The following is a 25,810-nucleotide window of genomic DNA, read 5'->3' as shown; positions in this document are numbered from 1 at the left end:
TGACATGTCAGATGAGAGAATTAGTAAAATATATACTATTTCTTCATACTGAAATTTTAAGATATTATAATTCATAAAAGTTATGGTTTAAAATTATAATCTGGTGAAACTCGAAATGTATTCCTTTTTGTCGCGTTTATTTTACCATATGTTACCTTCCAATACCCTACAGGTTTATTGTTTTTAGAATGTACATTATTCACTTCCCATTGAGCATAGAATTTTTTCTTTCCTATCCTTTTTTCGAAAACTGTTCTTGTTTTCCAATTACCTTCTAATTTATTCCATCCATTTTTTTGCAAAATCGTACTTAAATCATCTAATGATTTGTTTTTAAAAAGGGGTTTTAAATCATCAAGATTATCAAAATATTTGAAGTTTCTTACATTTTTAATTACAGCTAAATAAACATTTGCCCCAGCATTTGGCATTATCAAAGAAAGTTGATTTCCTAATGCTTCAAAATAGTTATTATAAGAAACATTATCGTCCCATACACCTAATCTTCTCCATTCATTTTTAACTTCTTCAGATTTCCACTCTTCTTTTATTTTATCAATTTGCTTTTCTTTTATTCTTTCTTCTTCTGATATTTTATTAATGTTTATTATGATTTCATCTAATATTGTTATATCTTCTATTTTACTATTAGGATTAAAAGTATTTTTAACCCTATTCCAAATTTTAGATAACCATCCGTTGCCTTTCCCATCCCCATTTTCGGCACTCATTCCTGTTGGGTCTATCAAGTTGATAGGGTTTTGATGCACATAATGGTAGGGTGTCCAGCCTACAAACTCCTCCGCCAGCGGATCTACACTCACAAAAACCGACAACCTCGAATCATAATACCTCGCTCCATAGTAACTCATCCCTGTTGCTTCGTCGAGTTCTTTGCCGTTGAATTTATATCCGTTGTTGAAATTGGTAGTCTGATTATGCTCCACAGCTACCTCTCCAAACGGTAAGTAGTCATAATACGCAACAGGTCGTCCGTTGTTGTCTGTAACGTAAGTACTTGAATTTAAGTGGTCACCGTGGTAGTAATACACCTTGTCAATACTTTGCTCAACAGGTTCGAAACCTACAATTGGAGTAGGTTGTGTCATTACAGGTGGTTCATACGTAATTGGCTCTGTTGGTGTAGGAACTGGCTCTTGGATTGTTGGCGTAGGTTCACACGGTAAAAATTGTTGTAAATACTCCCAAAACTCACAAGGATCCATTCGTTGTGGTTCTGGTGTTATAAAATATTTCATGATTATACCTTTTATTTGGCTATAACAGCGTTTTACATCTGCATTCAACCAATAGGTACTACTGCTTTTATATACAGACAAATAAAACAATTGATATATCGCATTAATACAATCCAACTCACTGATTTCCTCTGGAGTGTACACAGGGTCTGTAATCACCACATCAATAACATCTGCGGGTGAGCAGTTTAATGCGTTTACGGCATAGAGTTTATCACAAGCATTTTGATAAGATGGGTCTGCATTGATGTTTTGTACCGCTGTCAAACAATCTGTCATCGCAGGGTCATTGGCAAGGTATTGCATAATCGCATCCAACTGTTGCTGACAGTTTTGTGGGCTTTGAGTAGCCGACATCGCCTGCATACTCATCGCCTGTGGTTGCAACTGATTTTGAGAGACAAATTGTCCTTGTAGAGTCATCAAGCGACTTGCCAATCGCTTGCCGTTGTTGTAATAATGCTTGGTATATTCATTTCGCTCCGGATTTACCGTGACAAAGCCTGATGGATACAGCGTATAGTTTGTCATATCTGATACTTCATACGCTTGCTGTCCTGATACATTTGCCAAACTAAGTCCTTGCTCTGACTTAAACGTTCGCTCGCCTGTGTGGTCATATACATAATGACTGATCTGCTGTCCGCCATTGTCCACCACAGACAACAAACGGTTTTGCTCGTCCCATTCAAAATCTCTATTGCCTACAACGACCAAATCCTTGTCTGATTGTATATGCTCTAAATTACCGTTGGCATCATAACTCAATTTAATACTTTTTCCGTCTTGGTATTGCAACAATGACGGTGCGTGAGGGTGTGTATCATCATCGTAAAAATACTCCGCTTGATAATTATGCACCGAATTTTGTGGTACTTGATTCAGCGTTACATTGTGTGTCTGGTTTTTGTTTACAATACTATGAGTCGCGTTGTAGCTCATTGTCAAATCATAGTTTTGCTCTTCCTTAAATCCTGTAAATGTACCTATGGCTCTCGACAAACGATTGTATTTGTCGTATTGGTATTGCTTATCGCTCACGCCTCCCAAATGCAAATTGTTGTGCTGTGATACCGTATTTCGTTGTCTTACAATATTTTGATTACGGTCATAATCGTACTGCACATTTGAAAAAATGTGGTTACTCGGTCTTCGCAATCGCATCGTACGCAAACGTCGCATGGTATCAAAATCGTTTTGGGTTTTTACTTTGTTACCGTATTCTATCTCTTTGGCTTCGCCGAAAAACGTATAGAGTACGTGCCTCAAATATACATAATTATTTGAATTCTTTATCTTTTTTAATTGTCCTATTGTATTGTATTCGTAAAATAATTTTTCTCCGTCAGGGTAAGTCATCTCCAACACACGCCCCCACGAATCGGTTTGGGTCGTGGTGTAGAATTGCATCACTCCGTTTTGCGATTGCAACACTCGGTAATCTTGCGTGATTTCTCCCAATTTTCCGTACGAAAACTCTCGAGTACCCGTCAAATCCGTTACTTTTTTCAAACGTCCTACTCGGTTTTGTCCGTTGCCCAAATCACTCGCGGTTCCGTATTCATACGATACTGTATGCGACGGATACTGTACTTGTATCAACTGATTTTTGTTGTACGAATAATTGATCCACTGGTTGTTGTGGTTGAGTTTTTCGTTTGCCATGCGTCGCAACGAACCGTCGAGATTGTATTCAAACTTGGTTGTTCCGCTATCAGGATGTATCGTCTGAGTTTTTTGTCCCAATTTATTGTACTGATATTTTGTATGATGTCCTTCGGCATCGGTTACTTGTAGCAATTCGCCCAAGGCATTGTAAGCAAATTGTGTGGCTAAAGCCTCGTTTGTATCACTGTTGTACTGCACCGATTGCACAGTGTGTCCTCGGCGGTCTGTATAAGTCGTGGTTTGGTTGCCTTCTGGCAATATGACTTGGGTCGTTGCCGTTTGGGTAGCGTTGTCCTTGCCATAAATATACGAAGTTACAGCATCCAAGCCTACAACGGTCTGCAAGAGCGGTCGGTCGAGGGCATCGTAAGCAACGGTTGTTTTTTCTTGATTGTTGTGTGTCAAATCGCTGTACAATCGCAGTTGAGTATTAAAATCTCCTTGACAATTTTTCTCCTCTTTACTCAGATACGAAGCGGTTACTCGTCCCAAGGCATCGTACAATTGTTTGCCCGAAACCTCCAACCAATAGCCATTGCCACCTACACATTCCTGCGGTGTGTCTAATTGTTTTTTGGTTTGAATAATGCGACCCAATCCATCCGAAAAACTGACTGTATGCACGATTTGTTGCGGTGCATTTTGTGCATGTTGATTGTCGGTAATATAATGTTTGGTTACAGCATAAGGTATATTTTGCACCGTGCGACCGTACTCATGTTCAATCGTTTTTTCATTGTGATATGGTCCTTTGAACAAAACCAATCGTTGCATCGCATCGTAATCATAGAAAAATTGGTTGCCGTTGGTATCCGTTACGCTTTCTATTTTTCCAAAATTACTGTACGATTTGCTGCTGATATAGCCGTGAGCATCCGTTACTTGGGTTACAAATTGATAATATTTTGGGTCGTAAATGTATGAATAGGACATGCGACTACTCTCTGGAGAATTGGCAGTTTGTTTCGGTAAAGTTACTTTCGTCAGCAATCCAAATGTGTTGTACTCATAATTTGTAATCGCTTGTTGACCGTCCAATCTATCGCGAGAAATACTCCTAATATTTCCTACAGCATCTATGGTGGTATCGCTTTTTCGCAACACTTGATTGTTATGCAAAATGCGGTGTTGACGTGGAATAGATACTAAATATTTTGACGAATTATTTATCGTGTGATACAAAATACGCACATCCAAATTGTCCTCTACCAATTTCACTTGCAACGGCTGTGAATACCGGTCATATCGCTGAAATTGTGTACTCTGTGTATGGGTAATAAAATCGTTACTCATTCCCTCAAAATGATGCGTCTTTTGTGTAAGGGTTTTCACCAAGGGCAAAATACGACTTTTATCTCCAAAATTTTGGGTCGAAGCCTCTGTAGTATTGAAATTACCCATCGGTTGATTAGCTGTTAAACTCACCAAACGATAATCGGTAATTTGCTCGTTTAGCACTCGACCAGACGCATCTTTCAATGATGATTTCCAAGGCAATTGCCCAATGTATTGGTATTTTCGCACCTTTCCGCTCATACTCGGTTCCGTTGCCTCTGTATCGGTCAGCTGGTTTAGCACAAACTCCTGTGTTTGTGTGCGATACACTTGCTCATTATCGTCCAATTGATGGGTTTTGATTTCGCCAAATCCTAAAAATTTGCGTTCTCTACGGTCTTTAAATCCATTCTGATATTCAAAGCGTTGGCGTTGTACATCGGCACCATCGCCCACAAATCCATCGTGAATATCCACAGACGATAACACCCATTTTTTAAACGGCATTTTATAGGTAGAACCTGTCGTTGCGTAATCCATAATAAACGACGAACCCGTAGGATTGCTCACTTTTTTCAACAAATTGGTACGGCGAATATTTGACAATCGCACTTTCAACCGCTCTTCTTTGTCTGAATACAACACATCAACAAAACCATCGCCGTCAAAATCCATCAAACGGATTTTTTCTGAATGAAAACTACTCGAACGGCTATAACCGCCACCGCCACCAAACTTGATAGTAATCCCAAATACAGAAACCGGAAACAATACAGACAAATTGGTCATCCAACCGATTTGAACCGTCGTATTTTTCTCAAAATCCGGCAATTGCATTCCTGAAGTAACAAAACCTGTTCCTGTATTGATAAAGACCTGTTTATTGCTTACAAAATCGACCAAACCGTCACCGTTGATGTCATAAAATTGTGTCTTTTGTTCCGAAATAGTTTCCGAACCCGTTACGCCCAAGTGAAAATCGGCATTGAAACGGTCATTGACATTAGGCGTAAAAGCATAGCCCAAGCCTGCACTTGGCGAAATACCAAAGTTTCTCGATGTTGAAACCAAATGTTTATTTTGTACAGCAAATCCTGTGTAATTTTCCGTATGAAAGCTTTTTCCTAGGTTAAAAAACACCTTTTTATTGTCAAAATCTACTTCATCAGCCAATCCATCGCCATTCAAATCGATAAATATCCCTTGATTTTCAGTAGTCGATTCAAAATAACTGTCCGAAAGCGAACCTGCCCCATTGATGTTGTGGTGATTTTTTACTGTATGTGTGTTGCTTTTTTGCCCTTTGATTGAGGTGGAAAACACCTGTGCCGAACCACCCGCAGTCGCTCCCGAACCATTGGTTTGTTGGTTCATTTGCAAACTTTTGGCTTGTAATGTATTGGTCAATCCTCCTCTCGAATTGGTCAACTGAATCGCTCCTCCCAACACATCGGGATAACCATCGCCATTGATGTCGGTAAAATCGTTGAGCATACGACTTTCTCCCGAATTGGTCGCCATTGAAATTGAAGTAAAAACAATACTTGATGAACGCGTACGTGATTTTGAGTGGGTTTCGCTTTGTTTTACAATTCCCACCGCCTCGCATGAAGCACAAGGCGAAACCGTAGTAGATACCGACGGATTGTAAGAAGCATCTTGATCTTCGTAACGCAAAAACGGACTACTTTGGGTGGCTGTAACCTTGAGTTTGTTGTGCATTTGCCACGAAGCATTTGCTCGATGGGGTGTCAATGCTGCAAAGCGTTCCAAGGCTTGCAATCGATTGGTATTGAGCACTGTATTTGTTCCAATAGCAATGGTTCCATTGTCGTTTTCGTCGATAGAATCAGCCTCGCTATCAGGAGTATTCATCAGATTTTCAAGTTGCTGTATCGATGATTGAGAATATCCCTCACTGTCACCCACAAGCGGACTGATCGATAAATGGTTGCGGTTGATGTATTGAAAGGGTTCTCCTGGATTGGCTCCTTTGTAAGCAAATTGACCCCAATTGCGATAGAGCGTTCCTACTTGTAAATTGTTTTCACTACTAAAAATATTGGCTTTGTACAGCCCTTGAAATCCAGCAACATAATTATTTTGAGCCGAACTGCCATTTTCATTAAAAACCAATGAATTGAAATTTTGATAACTCGCCAATTTGTGCGCAACTTTTTTACTCGAAGTATAGTATTCAAAAAAGTGCGTTTTGCGTTGAATCACAGCAGAATGAGGTATCGAAAAACTCAAAATACTCTGTGTCGTAGGAATCGAAACCGTATAATCTTTGGTGGAATGACTATAAGCTTTTCGCTCGGTGACTTGCCCTTGAGCATTGAGTTTGTAACGAATTTTTGCAGGAAAATTTTGACCATTGACAATCAAATTATTCGGAATCTGTCCCCGTTGATTTTTTACAACAAAATAAACGTATTGATTTTCGCAATCTACAGAAGTACAGTTTGATAAACTAAAATTGTGTTTGACCACCACCTTTTTAGGGCTACCCACCAAAACAGACGGAGCGTATTGTGTATGCTGATTGGCAAACACTTGATAATAAGGAATCAAATCCACCTTTTCTCCGCCTATTTTTTGGAAAAAAGGGTTGAATTTAGTATCCAATTTTTTCCAATTGATTTGCGAATTTGCCAATACCTCCACTTTTACAAAACGATAGGTATCTGGATTGTATTTATCGATTTGAGAAAGATTGAGTTGAAAATGAGGAGCTTGAACCAAATGATTTCCATTAATAGGAATGATGGTTTCTTTTTGCTCGACCAATTGTACGCCATTTTGAGCAGTTTTATAAACCGAAAAACGAATACGCACTTCGTCAGAAAGCTCCGCTCCTTGAAAAGTAACATTGTTTATTGGAAACGCATTCCACCCCAATTGATAGACCCCAGGCTCTTTGATTACTTCGATTTTGGGTTGAGAAGTCCCATAAACAAAGGCATCGCTGTAGTTGCTAGAATATTGTTTATAGCTATTGGGCGACTCAAAATTTTCATTGGTATAAACAATTTCAGGATTCCAAGTAATCGACAATTCATCCACCGGAATCTGACTACTGTTTACCCTAAAAAAAATCAAATCTCCTTTCGTTACCGAAATATTTTGAAAATTGGTCGGCATAGATTGAGCAACCATCAACGAGGGAGAAAGGATATATGAATTGGTATAAAATCTACCTATTCCTATCGGACTGAAATGATTTTCAACTAATTCTTCAACGAAATCATCACTTTCAACTGAATTTTCGACTAATTCTTCAACGAAATCATCATTTTCAACTGAATTTTCGACTAATTCTTGAACGAAATCACCACTTTCAACTGAATTTTCGACTAATTCTTGAACGAAATCACCACTTTCAACTGAATTTTCGACTAATTCTTCAACGAAATCATCACTTTCAACTGAATTTTCGACTAATTCTTCAACGAATTCATCATTTTCAACTAAATTTTCGACTAATTCTTCAACGAAATCATCATTTTCAACTGAATTTTCGACTAATTCTTCAACGAATTCATCATTTTCAATCAAAGACTCATCATTTTCCTCTTCATCATTTAGCAAAAAATTTCCATTGGAAAACGTTTGCCAATAACTACGCTGAATCGCCACACGTACTCCTTGATCTACCGAGGTAAAATCCTTTGAAACCGTACCATTAATATTGATTTTTCCCGATTTTGGAGCACGCCAAACCTTGACAATTTCCATCAAATCGTTGGCATTAGAAAACTCAACCGGCTGATTGAGAACCGACTCCTCTACCTCAGAACCTTTGTAAATCACATTGGGTGTTTCGGCACTATTGACCGTAAACGTCGGCTGACCTAAGGTTGAGTCTATTTTTCCGAAAAACACCTTTTTGTCTCGGACATAATCGAGAATACCGTCGGCATTGACATCCGAGAGATAGGTGGTTGTATTGCTCAGCGTATTGTTTTTAGAAAAACCAATCGTTGTATGAAACAAATTGAGATTTATATCGGGCTTATTTACTGTTTTTGATGCGGTTACATTCAACTCGTTGAAATTGTGGATAGAGTACAATTGAGGCGAAAATGCCAGTCCATCGAGATTTTTTCGATACTTCCACTGATTGCCAATTTTTACCACTTTGTCTGGCAATCCATCTGCATCAATATCAACCAGTTGCACTATTGGTTTGTTGGTAACACGCACCGGAAAGGCAAACGCCGTGCTGATTGTCCCTATATAGGTGATGGGATTGTTGGATGCTAATGTTCCCAATCCAACGCCTACGCCACCTTCGATGTGCTTTTGTTCTACCCCCTTGTCCACCGAGGCATGGAGCATCGACAAATCTACCTTGTTGAGAAAATCTAAGTCGTCAATAATTCCCAAACCAATATCGCTCGGAGTATTCAAAATACGCTCTTCGCCAAACAAACCACCAGATACATCATTGTAATAATCAAAGGCGTGATGATACGAATGCGAACTTTCTATTCCTCCTTGAGCATTGTACTTTACATACTGTGTTTCAATAGATTGTAATAAATGTTTTGAAAAAACACCTGTCGAATGATTGAGTAAATAATTGATACCATATTCGGATTTTTTTCTACCAGTATCATAAGATGAAACTTCGATTTTTTCTAATACAGAGGCACTAACTTCCTTAAATCCATTGCGGTAGCTAATCGTAGCATCCGGTCGAGAAGCATCAGAATAAATGAAATTTATCTGATGTCGGTTGAAGTTTCCATAAGGTAAATTGAGATGAAAAGTGTATCCAATAGATCCCAACAAAACTTCTTTTCCTCCTTCTAAATGATCTGATTCATAATGTTTTGTATGATAATTATACGAAATATAATTGCCATTTTTGTCTTCGATTTTGTCCAAAAACCATTGGCTGATGTTTCCAGTTGCCGAATCGTACATTCTTGAATTTAAATGAGTTCCGTAGTAATATTTGGTTCCCAATTTGTCCCAAACCACCCACGAATATGCATTTGGAGCAGTACCCAATCGCTCGATTCGTGAAAAATCTCCTTCTACTTTGGGATAAAAAAACGCAGGCGAAGTTCGGTTAATGTGATGTTCTTCTCTATGCGCTAAATAGAGGTTGCTTCCATTTTTTTGCAACAATTCTTCGCCGTTGAAAAGGTAACTTTCCGTTTCTTTTTGGGCGTGAAATTCGGGTACTCCAAATTTGGAATTGATGGCAATCGACGGAATAGGCAAATCCCAACCATACCCCACTACGCTACTCGAACCGCTGTGGTTGTACGAAAGGCTCAAATTGGGTTGCAAACCGTTGCGACCACTGGGAATGTGTATCGGAAATTCGATGCGACCATCTCCCAGCTGATTGGCAGTGGGTGGAGCAATTTGCATTTGATTTGCCAAGGGTTGAGCCACTTGCATATCGCTAATCGTGGTCGGTGCAAACGCTTCACCCTCTGGATGTTCGGGTGCTTGAATCACCCCTGCAATAAAATCGGTAAAATGATTGGTAAGCCCTGTAATCGTATTATTTTCTGTATCAATACTTTTGGTTTCGATAGCTACCCAACGCTTTTCATCGACATCGAAATAAAAAATTTGCACATCGTGCAAATGATAGCCTTTGGGTAATTTTTGATCATCAATCCCCAAGGAAAGTGATAGACTTTCAGAAAATTTTGCCCCAGCTGGCAATAGGCGATACCCGCTATTGGTAGCAGTAACATTCACGATTTTTTGTCCCAAAGGAGCCACATCACGAGGACGCAAAGGCGTTGCGGTAATTTGCGATGCCTTCGGATAAGATTCTGAGGGGATTTCTAAAAAAAGGGATGGAAGACTTACTTGCCAAGTTGAAGAATTTGCATCAAACTGAACCGCTGTGGACAAAGAAAATTCTTCCATTTTTTGAGCGAAAGTCAGTTCTTTTTGTTCTGAAAAAGTATGTTGAAGACTTTCTGTAGTATTGGATTTATCCAATTCGATAGTGACGCTATTGCAATTGCTTTCCATAGGAAAAACTACCTCGAAAAAATCGCCTTGCAGTTGAGCTTTTACGCCATTTATACGAATGTTTTTCACATTGGGTTGAACAGTACCTTTTAGATACGCCTTTTGATTATGCGTAAATAAAACCTGCTCATCAAACAATTGAAAATCTGTGTTTTTATTAGTGTTTTCAATCTGGATTTGTAGATTTTTCAGTTCGTAAAACAACTGTTGATTGTCACCATTGGTAAACAAAATATGATTTTTACCATTGTGTAAATGAGTAGTTGACAACGGAATTTTTATGCGTTTCCAATCGTTGGATTTTTCCACAAAATACCCACCAACCACTTGTTGTTGGTTTACAGAAAAACTCAAGCCCGAAGCATTGCTCACACCTTTGACATCCGCAGTCAAAAATACTTGTTTGTCAACATCTTTTGTCTCCCAATCAAACACAAACACATTGTCAAACGGCTCATCCACACCAGTCGCAGGGTGATAACCAATGATGAAATGGTTGGAAGTTCCTTGGTTAACTTCGTTCAGTCGGCTTTGTCTCGTGCCAGATTTCAAGTTTGTGTATTCGGTGTTATTACTACACGCGACAGTATTAGTTCCCTCTTTTACTTCGTACAGTTCGGCTTTTACTGGTGTAGAGGTTAGGGGGCTGACTTGAGGAGTTAAGAAACTCGCACTTATATTAATATTTTCTTTAGAATTCCAAAATCTATATGAAATTATATCATGATTTTTCAACGCATATACCGATTCTATACCTATTTGAAAAACAAATAGGTACAAGAAAAACCAACTAATAGTCTTTTGGTGTCGTCTCATAAGGTAATGTATTTTTATTGGGTTAAAAATTATATTTATTTATTAATACAAATAAGTTTTTTGCAAAAATTACTAATAAAAACTATATTGATGATGTATATTATTGGGGTTTTAAGGTTCGTCTTTACATTCTTTTCTATCTGAATAGTATATTTTAATATGGTCAAAACCAATATTAAAAAGACTTTCCCATAAATCAGAGATGCTTCGCTTATAGAGAAAACATAGATTATTATACATAAAAAATTATGTTTCCTATGAGCCTATGTGTTAAAAAAATCAATCTAAAACCACAATTTTCCTCAACTCAACTCTATCTTCAAAATAGGCAATGAGCATATAGCTACCTACGGTATCCAACTGAAATACAAATGTTGGCTGTGTGGCTGTGTTTATTTCTGAAAACTGTTTTATAAATCGTCCGTCAGTTTGATAAATCGCCAATCGTACTTTTTTATTTTCTGGAAAATCGAATCGGCAATAGATATCACTCGATGTTTTTGACGGATTGGGATGTACTGTCCAACTGGAGTGATTTTCAAATTTATGAACCAATGATTGTTCCGTTTTTTCAACAATTGCTTCCTCCAGATCTTTTTTTACCTCCTCTATTCTTTTGGCATTTTTTCTTATCAATTGTATGTTTTGTTTTCCTATATGTACATCTATTTCTTGAAAAACCACTTTGTTGTCTGTAAGCTTTTCCTTGATATTCTTTTTTATCAACAAGCAAATAATAATCCACCTGTGTAGATGCTTCTTTTTGAGAAATATGCCATTGCCAATCTATTTTAGTTGATAGTGTCGATTGAAGCGTCCATTGTTTTTCGCATACATCCTCTCTAAATTGATAGTCTTTTTCATTTGTTCCCAATAAAATACAACTTCCGTCGCTTAATTTTTTGCGTTCTATCGATTCTGAAAATGAAAGTGAAATATCCTGTGTTCTAGAATGAGTACTACTCAATTGTTTCAACACATATTTATCAAAGACTGCCAATCCAAAAATGTTTTTATCATTAGAATCTTTTTCCCACAAATTTATTCCATTATAATAATACTGATTGGTTTCCAGCAAATTAATTCCATATTTTATGGATAAATAGGTACGAATTTCATTTACATTCTTAGGAGTAACAGATGAATCGATAATCAATTCATATAATTGAAAATTGTCATTAGGAACAATCCATAATTGATTTTTTCCAAAGTCTGTGAGAAAAAAATCCAACAATTCTCCTGTGGGTTGAAATTGTTTTATAGAATAATTACGTTCATAATCCAATTGAAAACTGGACGATTGTAAAAAGAAATTCTTTTTATTCCCCAAAACAAATAAAACAGGCAATTCTTCGTTGCTTTTTACCACTACAAACAATTGATTGGTGTGTCTAAGTTTATCATAAGTAGTCCAAATTTTATCTTTTGACAATTGTAAAGGTGCATGACCATTTAACAAATGATTTGCATCTGTAGAAGAAGTGAAATTTTGCAACCAATATTTAGGTTGAAAAAAAGCATTAGTTGTCTCTTGACTGAAACCACAAATCGTCATAACAAAAAACAACAAAAACGAAAAAATGAAATTGTGTTTTTTCATTGTTTAAAATGTTAAATATTTTTACAAATTTAGGAAATAAGTGTATACTTTTTACAAAAAGGAATAAAAAAAACTGCCTAAACATCGTTTAGACAGTTTGCAGGGTGGATGATGGGTCTCGAACCCACGACCTTCGGAACCACAATCCGACGCTCTAACCAACTGAGCTACAACCACCGTGTATAGAGTCTGTTGTTTGTAAAGCTCAACTCAAAGCTTTTTGGGTGGATGATGGGTCTCGAACCCACGACCTTCGGAACCACAATCCGACGCTCTAACCAACTGAGCTACAACCACCGTGTATTTTTACGAGTGCAAATGTACAACCTTTTTAAATACAATGCAAGTATTTTTTTGTTTTTTTGTCAAAAGCTAAAAAAGAGGAAGGAAGCTGTATGCATTATTTTCTCCTATTGAAAATTTTTCTCCTAAATTCCCCAACAAATCTCCAAATTCCTGTCCCGCCCAATGTGGGATCCAAATTAGCTCATTTTCAAATCAAATCCCCCAAACTATTCACTGCTGGGTATCGCTCAACGGTAAATCCTTCGGCATAATCTACAAACACCAATCTTCCCAAATCTTTGGCTCTGTATTCGATACTTTCGGTGAAATTTTTGGTTGCAATGGGAGAAATCGGTTCGTTGGATTCTGGATTGTAAAACTGTGAACTATACGCCATTACAGAATCAATTTTTTGCTGCATAAATCCTGAAATATCCACCACAAAATCGGGTCTGATGTCTTCCCATTGTATATAGTGATACACCACTTTTGGTCGCCATGATGCTTGAAGATTGCCTTCTTCATCTCGAGTTTCGATTTTGATTAATCCCGATAAAAAACAAGCATCCGATACCAATTTACTTCCCTTTCCGTGGTCGATATGACGATCTCTAATCGAATTGCAAATCACAATTTCGGGTTGATATTTTCTGATTTTTTTAATAACTTCCAACTGATGAACTTCGTCATTTACAAAAAATCCATCTTTGAATTTCAGATTTTCTCTGGCTGAAATATTCAAAATTTTAGCAGCATTATCAGCTTCTATTTTTCGCAATTCTTTCGAACCACGCGTTCCCAACTCTCCTTGGGTTAAATCGATGATTCCCACTTTTTTACCCAAAGAAACTTCTTTGGCAATCGTGCCTCCACATCCCAATTCTACATCGTCTGGATGGGCTCCAAAGGCTAATATATCTAATTTCATAATTACACTTTTTTAATTGTTACATACATTTTCCGACTTTTTTAAAAGTCCAGTTTCTCTCGCAGATTTCGCAGATTGGCACAGATTTTTTTGAAATGATTAAAAAAATAGCACTTAAAATCGAGATAACCTCCATAGTAAAACTAAAATTAATTCAACGCTTTTTTAATAGTTTTTGATTTATTTACCGTTTCTTCGTATTCGTTTACTGGGATACTTTCCACATTGATACCTCCTCCTATGTATATATACGCTCTATTTTCCACCAATTGCATACAACGCAGATTGACAAATAGTTGTGTTTGTTTTTCTTTGATTTGATATTCGCCTAAAAATCCACCGTAAAACTCTCTATCAAATCCTTCGTTTTGTAAGATAAATTCTTTGGCTTTTTCTTTGGGAAAACCACATAGTGCTGGGGTTGGATGTAAATCTTTTACAATAAATTCCAATTGTTTTTCATCCGAAATTTCCCCTTGAATATCAGTTTTCAAATGAAATAAATTTCCTGCTTGATGGGTATAAACTTGAGAGGTTGTTACCGTTTCACAATGAGCATTCAACACATTTACAATAAAATCCGTTACGATTTGTTGTTCGGCTTTTTCTTTTTCTCCCCAAACGATTTCCTCTTTATTTTTTCCAATTGCCGAAATGGTTCCTGCCAAAGCGACCGTTTTTACTGTTTGATTTTGATTTTCGAGCAATAATTCGGGCGTTGCTCCCATCCACATTCCCACTTTAGGATGAAACCACCAATACACAAAGGCGGTAGGATAATTTTGTAACAATCGTTGATAATAAAAGAAAAAATCATTTTTTTCAACCGAAACTTCTTCCTTTCGAGCCAAAACTACCTTTGAAAATTCGTCGTTTTTTATGGAAGAAACGGCTTTTTCTACTAAAGAAATATGTTGTTTTTTTATATTTTCTTCATTTTTAATCGTAGGAAAATCGTTTACTTTTTGTTGATTATTTTCAACTAAAAAATTGATTTCTTCTTGAAAAATTTCACAATCTTTCTGCAAAAAATAGATTTTTTCATCCAAAGCAAATGGAGCAAACACAAAACTATTTTCTATAAAATCAGCAAATTGCACCAATTTATCAGTATTTTGAAACCAAGCATTTATTTGAGTTTCATTTGGTTTTCGATACAAGACAAACGGGCGATTGTGCAAAAGTGCCTCCTCTACTCTACAATTTAGTTTCATTGCGTTTGGGTAAGATAATATTCGTCAATTTGCATTTGGAAATCAACTGGTCGTTTTCGTCGGTAATATTGATTTCAAACAAATGCAGCGTACGACCTTTGTGAACCAATTTTGCTGTGGCATAGACCGTTCCTTCGCGTTTGCTTTTTACATGAGTTCCCGAAATTTCAATCCCTCGAATGTCAAATTTTGTAACATCAACAAACAAAATGGACGCACAACTACCCACGCTTTCAGCCAAAGCCAAATTTGCCCCACCGTGCAACAAACCCATCGGTTGATGTACACGAGGATTTACAGGCATTTTGGCTTTTAGATAGTCATCACCTATTTCTACAAATTCAATTTCGAGTGTTTCCATCAATGTGTTTTTGTTGTACGCATTGATTTTTTCCAATAACGAGGTTTTATCTATATTTTGCATACTTTTTTTTCTAATTAGTACAAAAATACTTTCTTTTTTTCTAAAAATCACGCTTAAAAACAAAAAAACTACCCAATCGTTTGGATAGTTTTTAGAATAATGAAATAGTTTATTTATCAATTGAACCTAACACTCTTTGCATAAATGCATTTAAAGCTTCTTTTTTAGGAGTTCCTTCTTTTACCAATTTATCTACTTCGATAGCACCGTACATATTACTGATTAGTTCGCCGATTACATCGAGTTCTTCATCTTTCAACGATGGAACTTCGGTAAGTGCTTCCAATACTTCGATGGCTTCTACTACATAATCTTGGTCGTTTTCTTCAATAAACTGAGTCAAATGTTTGATAATAGGTAATTTCATAACTTATGCAATTTCGTTGATTAAGTCGTTTAATACCTCAGCTTTGTTTGTTTGAGTTTCGTTTACCAATTTTCCGTCAACAAAAATTGCGAATGTAGGCAAGTTGGAAACATTAGCCAATTTACGAGATTCTGTAAATTGCTCTGCATCTACAATTACAAATGTAATATCTTCTTTTTCTGTTGACAATTTCTTAAATTTTGGCTTCATAATACGGCAGTTTCCACACCATGATGCTGAAAATTGTACAGCTACTTTAGGATTTTGTGAAATGATTTCTTGTAGATTGTCTTGTGATAATTCGATTAACATGGCAAATATTTTTAAGTAGTAAGTACTGAGTACAAAGTTTTATGTACAAAGTATTAAGTAACTATTTAATATCTTGTAACAGTAAAATGTATATTGCTTGTTACAAACAATTTACAATATACATTTTACAATATTACAAAAAGTCTATAAATTAGTGTTTAGCTAAATATTCAGCTGTAGAGTTTCTGTTTGCGTTCATAGCTTCTTTACCAGCTTCCCAGTTTGCAGGACAAACTTCTCCGTGAGATTGTACGTGAGAGTATGCATCAATCATTCTCAAGAATTCGTTTACATTTCTTCCCAAAGGCATATCGTTTACTGCTTCGTGGAATACTTTCCCTGTTTCGTCGATCAAGAAAGTAGCTCTAAAAGTTACATTAGACCCTTCCAACAATACTGTGTCTGTTTCTTCGCAATATACTTCTTCTACATCCAAGATTCCCAATGCGTTTGACAAGTTTCTTGTAGTATCTGCCAATAATGGGTAAGTTACACCTTCGATTCCTCCTTGATTTTTTGGAGTGTTTAACCATGCAAAGTGTACTTCGTTTGTATCACAAGATGCACCGATTACGATTGTGTTTCTTTTTTCAAATTCTCCTAAAGCTGACTGGAAAGCGTGCAACTCTGTAGGACATACAAATGTGAAATCTTTTGGATACCAAAACAACAATACTTTTTTATTGTTTTTTGTTGCTTCTTCCAATACATTGATTCTCAAATTGTCGCCCATTTCAGAAATTGCATCTACTGTGATGTTTGGGAATTGTTTTCCTACTAATGCCATAATTTTTATTTTTATATGATTACTATTTTTTTTACACTGTAAAGATAAGGGCAATCTATATGGTAAACTATAAAAATTGATTGATTTTTTTTATTCTACTATAGATTTTATTTATACCACCAAATTTTTATAGACTGCATACCTTTCTTGATCTATTTCTTCTAAAGGTATAAAACACAATGACGCACTATTGATACAATAACGATAGCCTCCTAATTCTTCTGGACCATCGGTAAAGACATGCCCCAAACGTGCATCTCCCAACATACTGCGAACTTCTGTACGCAACATACGGTACGATTTGTCCAACACTTCTTTGATGAGTTCTTTATTTATTGGTTTTGCAAAACTCGGCCATCCACACCCAGATTCAAACTTATCAGAATATACAAAAAGTGGTTCACCTGTGGTAACATCGACATATATTCCAGGTCTAAACTCATTCCAATATTTATTTTCAAAGGCATATTCTGTAGCACTATTTTGAGTAACTTCGTATTGTAAAGACGTAAGTTTCTCTTTCAAAACCTCATAAGATGGTTTGAAATAATTTGCTTTTTTGTGATTTGCAGCTTTTTCCATTTGAAACAATTGTGGGTCGATATGACAATAGCCCGATGGATTTTTGTATAAATAATCTTGATGATACTCTTCGGCTGAATAATAGCTTTTTAACGGAAGATTTTGTATTACTATAGGTTCATCATAAAGCACAGATAAATGCTTGTTTTTTTGATAAATAATTTCTCTTTCTTCTTCTATTGTATAATAAATTCCTGTGCGATAACGCGTTCCAATGTCATTTCCTTGTTGATTGAGACTTGTAGGGTCTATGGTTTTAAAAAATAAATCAATCAGTAATTGGAGCGTAATTTCTTCTGGATTGTCTCCCACTTTTACCACCTCTGCATAACCTATAGTATCGGTATCAACTTCCTCATAGGTTGGATATTCTGTTTCCCATTAGCATACCCCACTTGAGTGAAAACGACACCTCTTATTTGTTTGAAAAAATGTTCGGTTTCCCAAAAACACCCTCCTGCAAAGTAAATGTATTTTGTATTCATAAAGTTTTAGTTTGTTTACTTTATTGAAAATCAAGCCGCAATCGCTGCAACCAACCAAGCTATAAAAGAAATAATCGAAAATACAACAAAACCAATCCCATACAACAGATGCCCTATCATTTGCACTACAAAAAATCTATGATTTTGCATGGCTTTTACCGCCTTTAGCACTGGATGATCCACTTTGGGTTTTGCCAATCGTTCGTTGTGCGATTGTAACACCTCTTGTTTTCTCGTTTCTTCGGTAAAAAGTAATTGATTGCAATGTTCGCAATAAGGTTCAGTTTTGCTAAATTCATTGCATTTTGAACATTTTATTATTTTCATATTTTTCGATAAGATAATAAACGATTCCCCCCACAAAGTACGCAAAAATATCTAAATAATCAGTAGTATATCGGGATAAAATTTTAGAAAAAATCACTTCAAAAAGCAAACTCCAATACATACATATGGCAATAATCAATGAGAAAGTAAAGTTGATTTTTTTTTGGTAAATAAATTTTTCACAGATTAATTGAGAAATTTTCAAAACCAAGGGAATACTCAAAAAATCATTTACATAATTATTGATCAATGGATGTAAAGCAATTTCCATTTTTTGTAAAATGTAAATGGAGATTGCTATAATAAAGAAAATGATATAGATAAATCGTTTCATTTATTCAACAAATAAAATTCTCTCCAAATCCTTCCAAAAATCGGGATACGACTTGCTTACCACTTCAGCATCATTGATTTGAATTGGCGTTTTCAAACACAAAGGTGCAAATGCCAATGCCATACGGTGGTCGTGATAAGTATCTATCGTTTGTTGATTGTCTGTAAAGGAAACGGTGTTCAAAATCTCTAATGAATTTGTGGTGGTTGCGACTTCCAAACCAAATTTTCTCAATTCGGTTGCCATTGCTTCGATGCGATCGGTTTCCTTTATTTTTAAGGTATGCAATCCTGTAAATTTTGCTGTAATTTGCAATCCCAAACAAGTTACCATAAGTGTTTGAGCCAAATCTGGAAATGCTGTACAATCAACTGAAAAATGTTTAATCTCTGGTTGATGTGTTTTTTCTAAAATCAGATTATTCCCTTCAAAATGAGTTGAAACGCCAAAGTTTTGATACAATTCAATTAATATCTTATCGCCTTGTAAACTATTTACTTTGAATGATTGGATATGAATAGTAGTTCCTATTTCACTCAGTGCAACCAATGAAAAATAATACGAAGCCGACGACCAATCGGATTCTATCATAAATTGTTTTTTAGAAATATTTTTACATGGAAAAACTTGAACTTCATCATTTGAAAAATTCAATTCCACTCCCAAATCTTCCAAAATTTGCGTGGTCATTTTCAAATAAGGCAACGATGTACATTCCCCTTGTAATTTGATTTTCAATCCATTTGGCAAACTTGGAGCTATCAACAACAAAGCTGAAATATACTGACTACTCACCGAAGCATCGATGGTGATTTCAGATTTTTCTATCTTTTTTCCGTTAATTTTCAACGGCGGACACCCATCATTTTCTAAATATTCGATATCTGCCCCTAAGGATTGTAAGGCTTCGACCAAAATTTTAATCGGTCGTTGTTTCATTCGCTTCGAACCTGTTAAAATCACTTCTTTTCCTTGTTGCGAAGCAAAATATGCTGTGAGAAAACGCATAGCAGTTCCTGCATGACCTATATCAATTGAGTAATAGTCTGATTGTAAAGCGATTTGCATTACTTGGCTATCGTCTGATTCGGAAATATTTTCCAATTCCAACGACGGATACAACGCCTGAAGCAACAGCAATCGATTGGTCTCGGATTTCGACCCTCCAATGACTACTGAATGATTGCTTTTTATTTTGATTTTTTGAAGAAGGATGATGTTTTTAGCCACGAATTACACGAATTAACATTGATTATTTTTAACCTTCGGTTTTTGTTGTATGAACAAATTGAGTTAATTGATGATTTGCAATAATGGGCAAATTGCGTTAATTGGCGAATTGCGATTTGCCCCTACAGTAATTTTTTATTATTATGGTGTCTGTCGTGGTCGCGTTTGGTTTTCAAAACCATTTTTTTATCAAAAGACTCTTGTAAATCTACACCGGTTTGATTTGCCAAACACAACAATACAAACAATACATCTGCTAATTCTTCTCCTAAATCTTTGTTTTTATCACTTTCTTTCTCAGATTGTTCGCCATATCTACGAGCAATAATACGAGCTACTTCTCCTACTTCTTCTGTCAATTGAGCCATGTTGGTCAATTCGTTGAAATAACGAACGCCGTGTTCTTTTATCCAATTATCTACTTCGATTTGTGCGTTTTTGATGTTCATTTTTATTCTATTGTTAGTTGTACTTTATACCCTTCGAATGTGCGTACATTGAATACGCCTCCGTCTTCAAATATCAAATATTGTCCTTTGATACCTTTTAATACTCCACCAAATTCTGGTGTTTTTTCTAAACTCAAACTGTTTACTTTGGTTGGATATTGTTTTACTGGGTATTTGATTTCCAGTGTATTGTGAATGGTGTTTTCAAAATATGGAACTACTTCTTGAGGCAATAGCGGTTGCACTTGATTTAACAATAATTCACTATCTAAAGAAATAATATCATTTTGAAGCATTTTTCGCCAATTGGTTTTATCGGAATAATGTTTTTTTAAGGCAACTTCCGTAATACCAGCTAAATAACGATTAGGAACTTCGACTATCGGCAATGCCAAATGAGCCCCTTGGTCTATCCAACGAGTAGGCATTTGAGTCTTGCGAGTTACACCGATTTTCACATCACTTGCTGCAGCAAAATACACAATATGCGGTTGCAATTGTACGCGTTGTTCGTAAGCCAAATCACGGTCGGCAATGCCCAAATGAGCCTTGCTCAACTCTGGATGCATAATCCAATCTCCCACTGCCGGACTGGTCATAAAACAGTCGTAACAAAACCCTTGACGAAAGATTTTTTTTTCCTGTCCGCAATTCAGACAACAAAAGCCCGTATGTTTTAGTGATATTTTCCTATCAATCAACTGATTTACATGCAGTAAACCACTGTCTTTAAATAGAAAATAATTTACCTGTTCATCGAGAACAGTATCCATTTTTTTTAATATACCTTCAAAAATCATTTTTTTTTACTTTTTAGCCACGAATTACAAAAATTTTCATTAATTATTTTATTACACGACCCTATACTTTGCCGAAAAGTACGAAGTAAATTAGTATCAAATCTTTCTTAACTGATTTATAATAAAAATCAAACTTTCGGAGATAAAATCGAATTATTGATATTTATTTTTGTACCGTACTCCCTACGGAATATAGGCATTTGTGATATTTTTCCAAAAGCTGACACATTGGGTTATTCACTGTTCAATTTTCCGAGTTGCTTTGCGGAATTTCGATGCACATACTCTCCTCCAAATCTTCGGAGACTTTGCTCAGTTGGCGACAAGGAGTGTCGAACTTTGTGTAACCCCAAGTGTAAACTTGGGGGAAACAGTGTCTATTGTGTATAACAAAACTTCGTAAGTTAGTTTTTTTTGATTTATCAAAAAAACTACGAAAATCAAATCGACACAAAGAAAATAAATCTATTCAATCTGCGTGAGCAAAAATTTCAAACAAAATCTGTGTTTATCTGTGGAATCTGCGAGAGAATATAAATATTTGTCGTAAAATTATAAAATAATACAAGAATAATCACTATTTTTGAAAAATACTTTGTAAACACATGGTAAAGAAATGGCATTATCAATATTAAACTCGATTGCATCTTGGTTTTTGAAAAAACGCATTCATCAGATTGAATTGTTTTTGAAATATCCAAATGAAGTTCAAAGAGAAGTACTTACTACACTGATTTCAATGGCTCAACATACAGAAATTGGAAAAAAATACGGATTTGAATCTTTCAAGTCTTATGAAGATTTTGCTCGAAATGTTCCTATTCATTCGTATGAAGATTTAGAACCTTTGATTACCCGAACTCGCAAAGGAGAAAACAATATTTTGTGGCACGAACCTATCAAATGGTTTGCAAAATCGAGCGGTACTACCAATGCAAAGTCAAAATTTATCCCTGTGAGCAATGACGCTCTCGAAAATTGTCATTACAAAGCGGGTAAAGATATGCTTTGCTTGTATCTCAACAACAACGAAAATTCTAAATTATTTACAGGTAAGAGTTTGCGTTTGGGAGGTAGCAAAGAATTGTACGAAGAACACAATACTTTTTTCGGTGATTTGTCGGCAATTTTGATAGACAATTTGCCTTTTTGGGCAGAATTTAGCTCTACGCCCTCAAATAAAGTTTCTCTGATGAGCGAATGGAACGAAAAAATGAAAGCCATTATCGAAGAAACACGCAAAGTAGATGTTACCAGTTTGGTGGGAGTGCCTTCGTGGATGTTGGTGATGCTCAATCAAATGCTCGAAACCACAGGCAAAAACAATTTGCTAGAAATTTGGCCACATGCCGAAGTGTATTTTCACGGAGGAGTGAGTTTTGAACCCTATCGAGACCAATACAAAAAACTTTTTCCGTCCGAAAATTTCAGGTATTACGAAACCTACAACGCATCGGAAGGATTTTTTGCCATTCAAGATAGAAACGGAGCCGATGATATGTTGTTGATGCTCGATTATGGTATTTTCTACGAATTTATCCCAATGGATAGTTTCGGAAGTTCTAATCAAAAAGTAGTAACCATCAACGAGATACAACTTGGTGTAAATTATGCCGTGCTGATTACAACCAATGGAGGTTTGTGGAGGTATTTACTGGGCGATACCGTGCGATTTACTTCAGCCCATCCGTACCGCATTAAAATCACAGGACGCACCAAGCACTACATCAATGTATTTGGCGAAGAATTGATGATAGAAAATACCGACAAAGCACTGGCACAAACTTGCGAAAAATTTGGCGTAAAAGTATTGGAATATACCGTAGCACCTGTGTTTATGCAAGGAAAAGAAAAAGGAGCTCACGAATGGATGATAGAATTTATAGAAAATCCGAAAGATATTGAAGAATTTTCCGTAATTTTAGACCGAAATTTACAAGCGATCAATTCGGATTACGAAGCCAAACGATATAATAATATGACTTTGAATCCTTTGAAATTGAATGTAGCACGAAAAAATCTCTTTCACGATTGGCTAAACGAACAAGGAAAATTGGGCGGACAAAACAAAATACCAAGATTGTCTAACCTGCGAGATTTTTTAGAACAATTAATCAAAAATAACAACTAAAATAAATTTATTAGAAATGAGTCAAGAACCAGTAAACAACCAACAACAAGTAAATATCAATTTCAGATTGATTAACATGACTACTGAAACGTTTAATTTGGTAGAAACAGATAAAGAAGGTGGAAATTTAGATTTAAACTTTGATTTTCAATTTGGTGTAAACCACGAAAGAAGATTTGTAAAATCAGTAGCTAAATTCAAGTTCAACTTAGAAGGAACAGATATCGTAGATATGGCAGTTTCTTGCGAATTTGAATTTGAAGACAAAGGTTGGGAGTTTTTCGTAAAAGGAGAAAACATTGTATTACCTGCAGGATTGTTAAACGAGTTGGCATTCTTTACATTAAACACAGCTCGTGGAGTACTTCACGCAAAAACAGAAGGACACAAATACAACAGAATGTTTTTACCAATGATCGGTGGACAGTTTGTAAAAGACGATTTGGTAATTCCGATTACTCCGGTAAACTAATCATAATCAATCATATAAAGCTACTTTTTACAAGTAGCTTTTTTTGTATCAAAACTCAATATTTATCTACTTATTTTATCAATTTTTAGCAAAGTTGTTTATATTTGCGATATGAGAAAGATAACATTACTACTTGGACTACTATTTGCTCAAAATGTTATTGGGCAAACACATACTACTACACATACCGTCTCGAGAGGGGAAACGCTGTATCAAATTGCTAAAAAATATGATGTTACGGTACAATCTATCGTAACGATAAATCCAGAAACTGCCGACGGTATCAAAGAAGAACAGGTGATTAAAATCCCTAAAAATTCGCAATTACAACATACCGTTCAACCCAAAGAAACTTTGTACGGACTTTCAAAACAATATAATATCGCTATCGAAAAATTGTACGAATTCAACCCTGGATTGAAAGAAAATGGACTGAAAGAAGGGCAAACAATTTTCCTTACAAAAAACAATTCTTCGGCGATTTCTACTCCTACAATTACAACGGTTACAACCTCAAGTAGCAGTACCAAAACATTAGTTCCTACCAAGGGAACGCATACTGTAGAAAAAGGCGAAACCCTGTTTTCTATTTCACGAAAATACAATGTGGCAATTTCGTATTTGTATGAATGGAACCCTATTTTGAACACACAACCATTACAAGAAGGACAAGTCATTCAGGTGGAAGAAACAGTAGCAAAACCTGTTACAATGACGATGAAAGTATCTAAAACAGAGAATTTTACTACAGTTGTTGTAGAACCAAAAGAAACTTTGTACAATATTCAGAAGACATACAATGTTTCGTATGAAGAATTATTGAAACACAATCCGCAAATTGCTAATGGATTGAAAGAGGGAACTACCCTAAAAGTTCCTGTGAAAAATTCAAATAATGTAGGCGAAAAAATAGAAAATGACAACAAAAAAATAGCTCTTCCAACTGAAATTAAAACTAAGGAAATCAGACCAACAAAGAAACTTTTCAGCGGAAAAAACAAAGAAAAAAGAGAATTGGTGCTTTTGATGCCGTTTAATTTAGATGCAAATAATCCAAATTCGTCTGCTACTCAGAAGAAACTGAACGAAGATGTATTTTTAAACATTGCTGTTGATTTTTACGCTGGAGCTGAATTGGCTTTAGATGATTTAAAATCAAAAAAATACGCTTTAGAAGTTAAAGTAATAGATTCAAAAGAAAGCAATCGTTCGTTGGACATCAATGCGTTACAATCTTCTGTTGATTTTTCAAATACAGATGTAATCGTTGGTCCATTTTTCCAAAAAAATGTGGATGCTTTGAGTAAAAAATTGGCAAATACTTCTACGGTGGTGGTTTCTCCTATTTCAACTGAAAAAGGGCAATCATATAGAAATCAAATTCATACCATGCCAAATGAGGATTTGATGAAAAGCGAAGTGTTGCATTATTTACAATCAAAGAATGCCAATATTGTTTCGGTATATTTGCCATCACAAACGAGTAAAATCAATGCATTGTATGCAGAATTTCCTCAAGTGAAAAAAGTAAGTACCAATTCTAAAGGAAATGTACCTGTATCGATTATCGAACCTCAATTGGTAAAAGGTGGGAAAAATTTTGTAATCCTCGATGCCGACAATCATTTGGCAACGGTAGAAGCCGTAATGAGTTTGAAAAAATTACAATCAAATTATGACATTCAATTGGTTACTCTTCAAAAAAATAACCATTTAGAATCGACAGATGTAGATGTAAAAGATTTGGCTCAATTGGAAATGATTTATCCTTCGGTAACGAACGAGGAAAATTCGTGGAAAAGAACCAATTTTTACAAAAAATTTAATGACAAATACGGAAAAAATCCAAGTAAATACGCTGTAAGAGGTTATGATGTGGTGTATGATGTAGTCAATCGTATGTTTTCGGGTACAGACCACGAAGATTTGTTTGATTACGGAACCAATCAAGTGGAAAACAAATTTGTCTATATCAAAAAAGATGAAGGCGTTTACAACAGCGGAGTATATATCTTGCAATATACCAAGGATTTAAAAATTAAAGAAGCAAAATAAT

The 25,810-nt window shown here is 35.8% G+C and carries 16 protein-coding genes, 2 tRNA genes and 1 pseudogene; 3 read left to right on the top strand and 16 right to left on the bottom strand.

Translation table 11 applies throughout. The annotated features are described in order from the left end of the window. Nucleotides 1-80: 80 nt before the first annotated feature. The 16 genes and pseudogenes from AB4865_RS06640 to AB4865_RS06565 all read right to left on the bottom strand — a co-directional run bounded on the left by AB4865_RS06640 (nt 81) and on the right by AB4865_RS06565 (nt 21,151). Nucleotides 81-11,027, bottom strand: a complete 10,947-nt coding sequence (locus AB4865_RS06640) for a SpvB/TcaC N-terminal domain-containing protein (RefSeq protein WP_372472497.1) — start codon at nt 11,025-11,027, stop codon at nt 81-83. A 279-nt stretch (nt 11,028-11,306) separates the two neighbouring features. Continuing rightward, nucleotides 11,307-11,582, bottom strand: a complete 276-nt coding sequence (locus AB4865_RS06635) for a T9SS type A sorting domain-containing protein (RefSeq protein ID WP_372472496.1) — start codon at nt 11,580-11,582, stop codon at nt 11,307-11,309. 16 nt (nt 11,583-11,598) lie between these two features. Further along, the gene (locus AB4865_RS06630; RefSeq protein WP_372472495.1) at nt 11,599-12,627 is read right to left on the bottom strand and encodes a hypothetical protein; all 1,029 of its coding nucleotides are present in this window, start codon (nt 12,625-12,627) and stop codon (nt 11,599-11,601) included. A gap of 103 nt (nt 12,628-12,730) precedes the next feature. Beyond that, nucleotides 12,731-12,804 (bottom strand) — tRNA-His (locus AB4865_RS06625). A gap of 46 nt (nt 12,805-12,850) precedes the next feature. Beyond that, nucleotides 12,851-12,924: transfer RNA gene (locus AB4865_RS06620), tRNA-His, on the bottom strand. 196 nt (nt 12,925-13,120) lie between these two features. Continuing rightward, nucleotides 13,121-13,840: a bacillithiol biosynthesis deacetylase BshB1 gene (gene bshB1, locus AB4865_RS06615; protein ID WP_372472494.1), complete on the bottom strand. Its 720-nt coding sequence runs from the start codon at nt 13,838-13,840 to the stop codon at nt 13,121-13,123. A 149-nt stretch (nt 13,841-13,989) separates the two neighbouring features. Then, complete coding sequence (locus AB4865_RS06610) at nt 13,990-15,054, bottom strand: isochorismate synthase (protein ID WP_372472493.1); 1,065 nt, start codon at nt 15,052-15,054, stop codon at nt 13,990-13,992. After that, nucleotides 15,038-15,478: a PaaI family thioesterase gene (locus AB4865_RS06605; RefSeq protein ID WP_372472492.1), complete on the bottom strand. Its 441-nt coding sequence runs from the start codon at nt 15,476-15,478 to the stop codon at nt 15,038-15,040. The genes AB4865_RS06610 and AB4865_RS06605 overlap by 17 nt, the downstream gene beginning before the upstream one ends. A 109-nt stretch (nt 15,479-15,587) precedes the next feature. Continuing rightward, on the bottom strand, nt 15,588-15,845 hold the full coding sequence (locus AB4865_RS06600) for a hypothetical protein (RefSeq protein ID WP_372472491.1): 258 nt from the start codon (nt 15,843-15,845) through the stop codon (nt 15,588-15,590). Nucleotides 15,846-15,848: 3 nt separating this feature from the next. Continuing rightward, entirely contained in the window at nt 15,849-16,157 is a 309-nt protein-coding gene (locus tag AB4865_RS06595; protein ID WP_372472490.1) for a thioredoxin family protein, read from the bottom strand. A gap of 151 nt (nt 16,158-16,308) precedes the next feature. After that, a complete protein-coding gene (locus AB4865_RS06590) occupies nt 16,309-16,944 on the bottom strand; it encodes a peroxiredoxin (RefSeq protein ID WP_372472489.1) in 636 nt (211 codons plus the stop codon). A gap of 111 nt (nt 16,945-17,055) precedes the next feature. Continuing rightward, nucleotides 17,056-18,011, bottom strand: a pseudogene (gene msrB / locus AB4865_RS06585) (peptide-methionine (R)-S-oxide reductase MsrB). A 30-nt stretch (nt 18,012-18,041) separates the two neighbouring features. Next, complete coding sequence (locus AB4865_RS06580; protein WP_372472488.1) at nt 18,042-18,338, bottom strand: hypothetical protein; 297 nt, start codon at nt 18,336-18,338, stop codon at nt 18,042-18,044. 334 nt (nt 18,339-18,672) lie between these two features. After that, nucleotides 18,673-19,902, bottom strand: coding sequence for a 3-phosphoshikimate 1-carboxyvinyltransferase (locus AB4865_RS06575; protein ID WP_372472487.1), 1,230 nt, complete (start codon nt 19,900-19,902; stop codon nt 18,673-18,675). 122 nt (nt 19,903-20,024) lie between these two features. Beyond that, nucleotides 20,025-20,351, bottom strand: coding sequence for a nucleotide pyrophosphohydrolase (locus AB4865_RS06570; protein WP_372472486.1), 327 nt, complete (start codon nt 20,349-20,351; stop codon nt 20,025-20,027). Between the two features lie 2 nt (nt 20,352-20,353). After that, entirely contained in the window at nt 20,354-21,151 is a 798-nt protein-coding gene (locus AB4865_RS06565; protein ID WP_372472485.1) for a DUF2797 domain-containing protein, read from the bottom strand. Nucleotides 21,152-21,767: 616 nt separating this feature from the next. On the opposite strand from AB4865_RS06565, the gene AB4865_RS06560 reads away from it, so the two are divergent. From AB4865_RS06560 to AB4865_RS06550, 3 genes are all read left to right on the top strand, one after another. Continuing rightward, nucleotides 21,768-23,282, top strand: a complete 1,515-nt coding sequence (locus tag AB4865_RS06560) for a GH3 auxin-responsive promoter family protein (protein WP_372472484.1) — start codon at nt 21,768-21,770, stop codon at nt 23,280-23,282. 16 nt (nt 23,283-23,298) lie between these two features. Further along, complete coding sequence (locus AB4865_RS06555; RefSeq protein WP_372472483.1) at nt 23,299-23,754, top strand: hypothetical protein; 456 nt, start codon at nt 23,299-23,301, stop codon at nt 23,752-23,754. A gap of 111 nt (nt 23,755-23,865) precedes the next feature. After that, complete coding sequence (locus AB4865_RS06550; RefSeq protein WP_372472482.1) at nt 23,866-25,809, top strand: LysM peptidoglycan-binding domain-containing protein; 1,944 nt, start codon at nt 23,866-23,868, stop codon at nt 25,807-25,809. The last annotated feature ends 1 nt before the right edge of the window (nt 25,810 follow it).

Source organism: Capnocytophaga sp. ARDL2 (assembly GCF_041530365.1).
Lineage (GTDB): Bacteria > Bacteroidota > Bacteroidia > Flavobacteriales > Flavobacteriaceae > Flavobacterium.
This window is presented reverse-complemented; position numbering and strand designations above follow the sequence as displayed.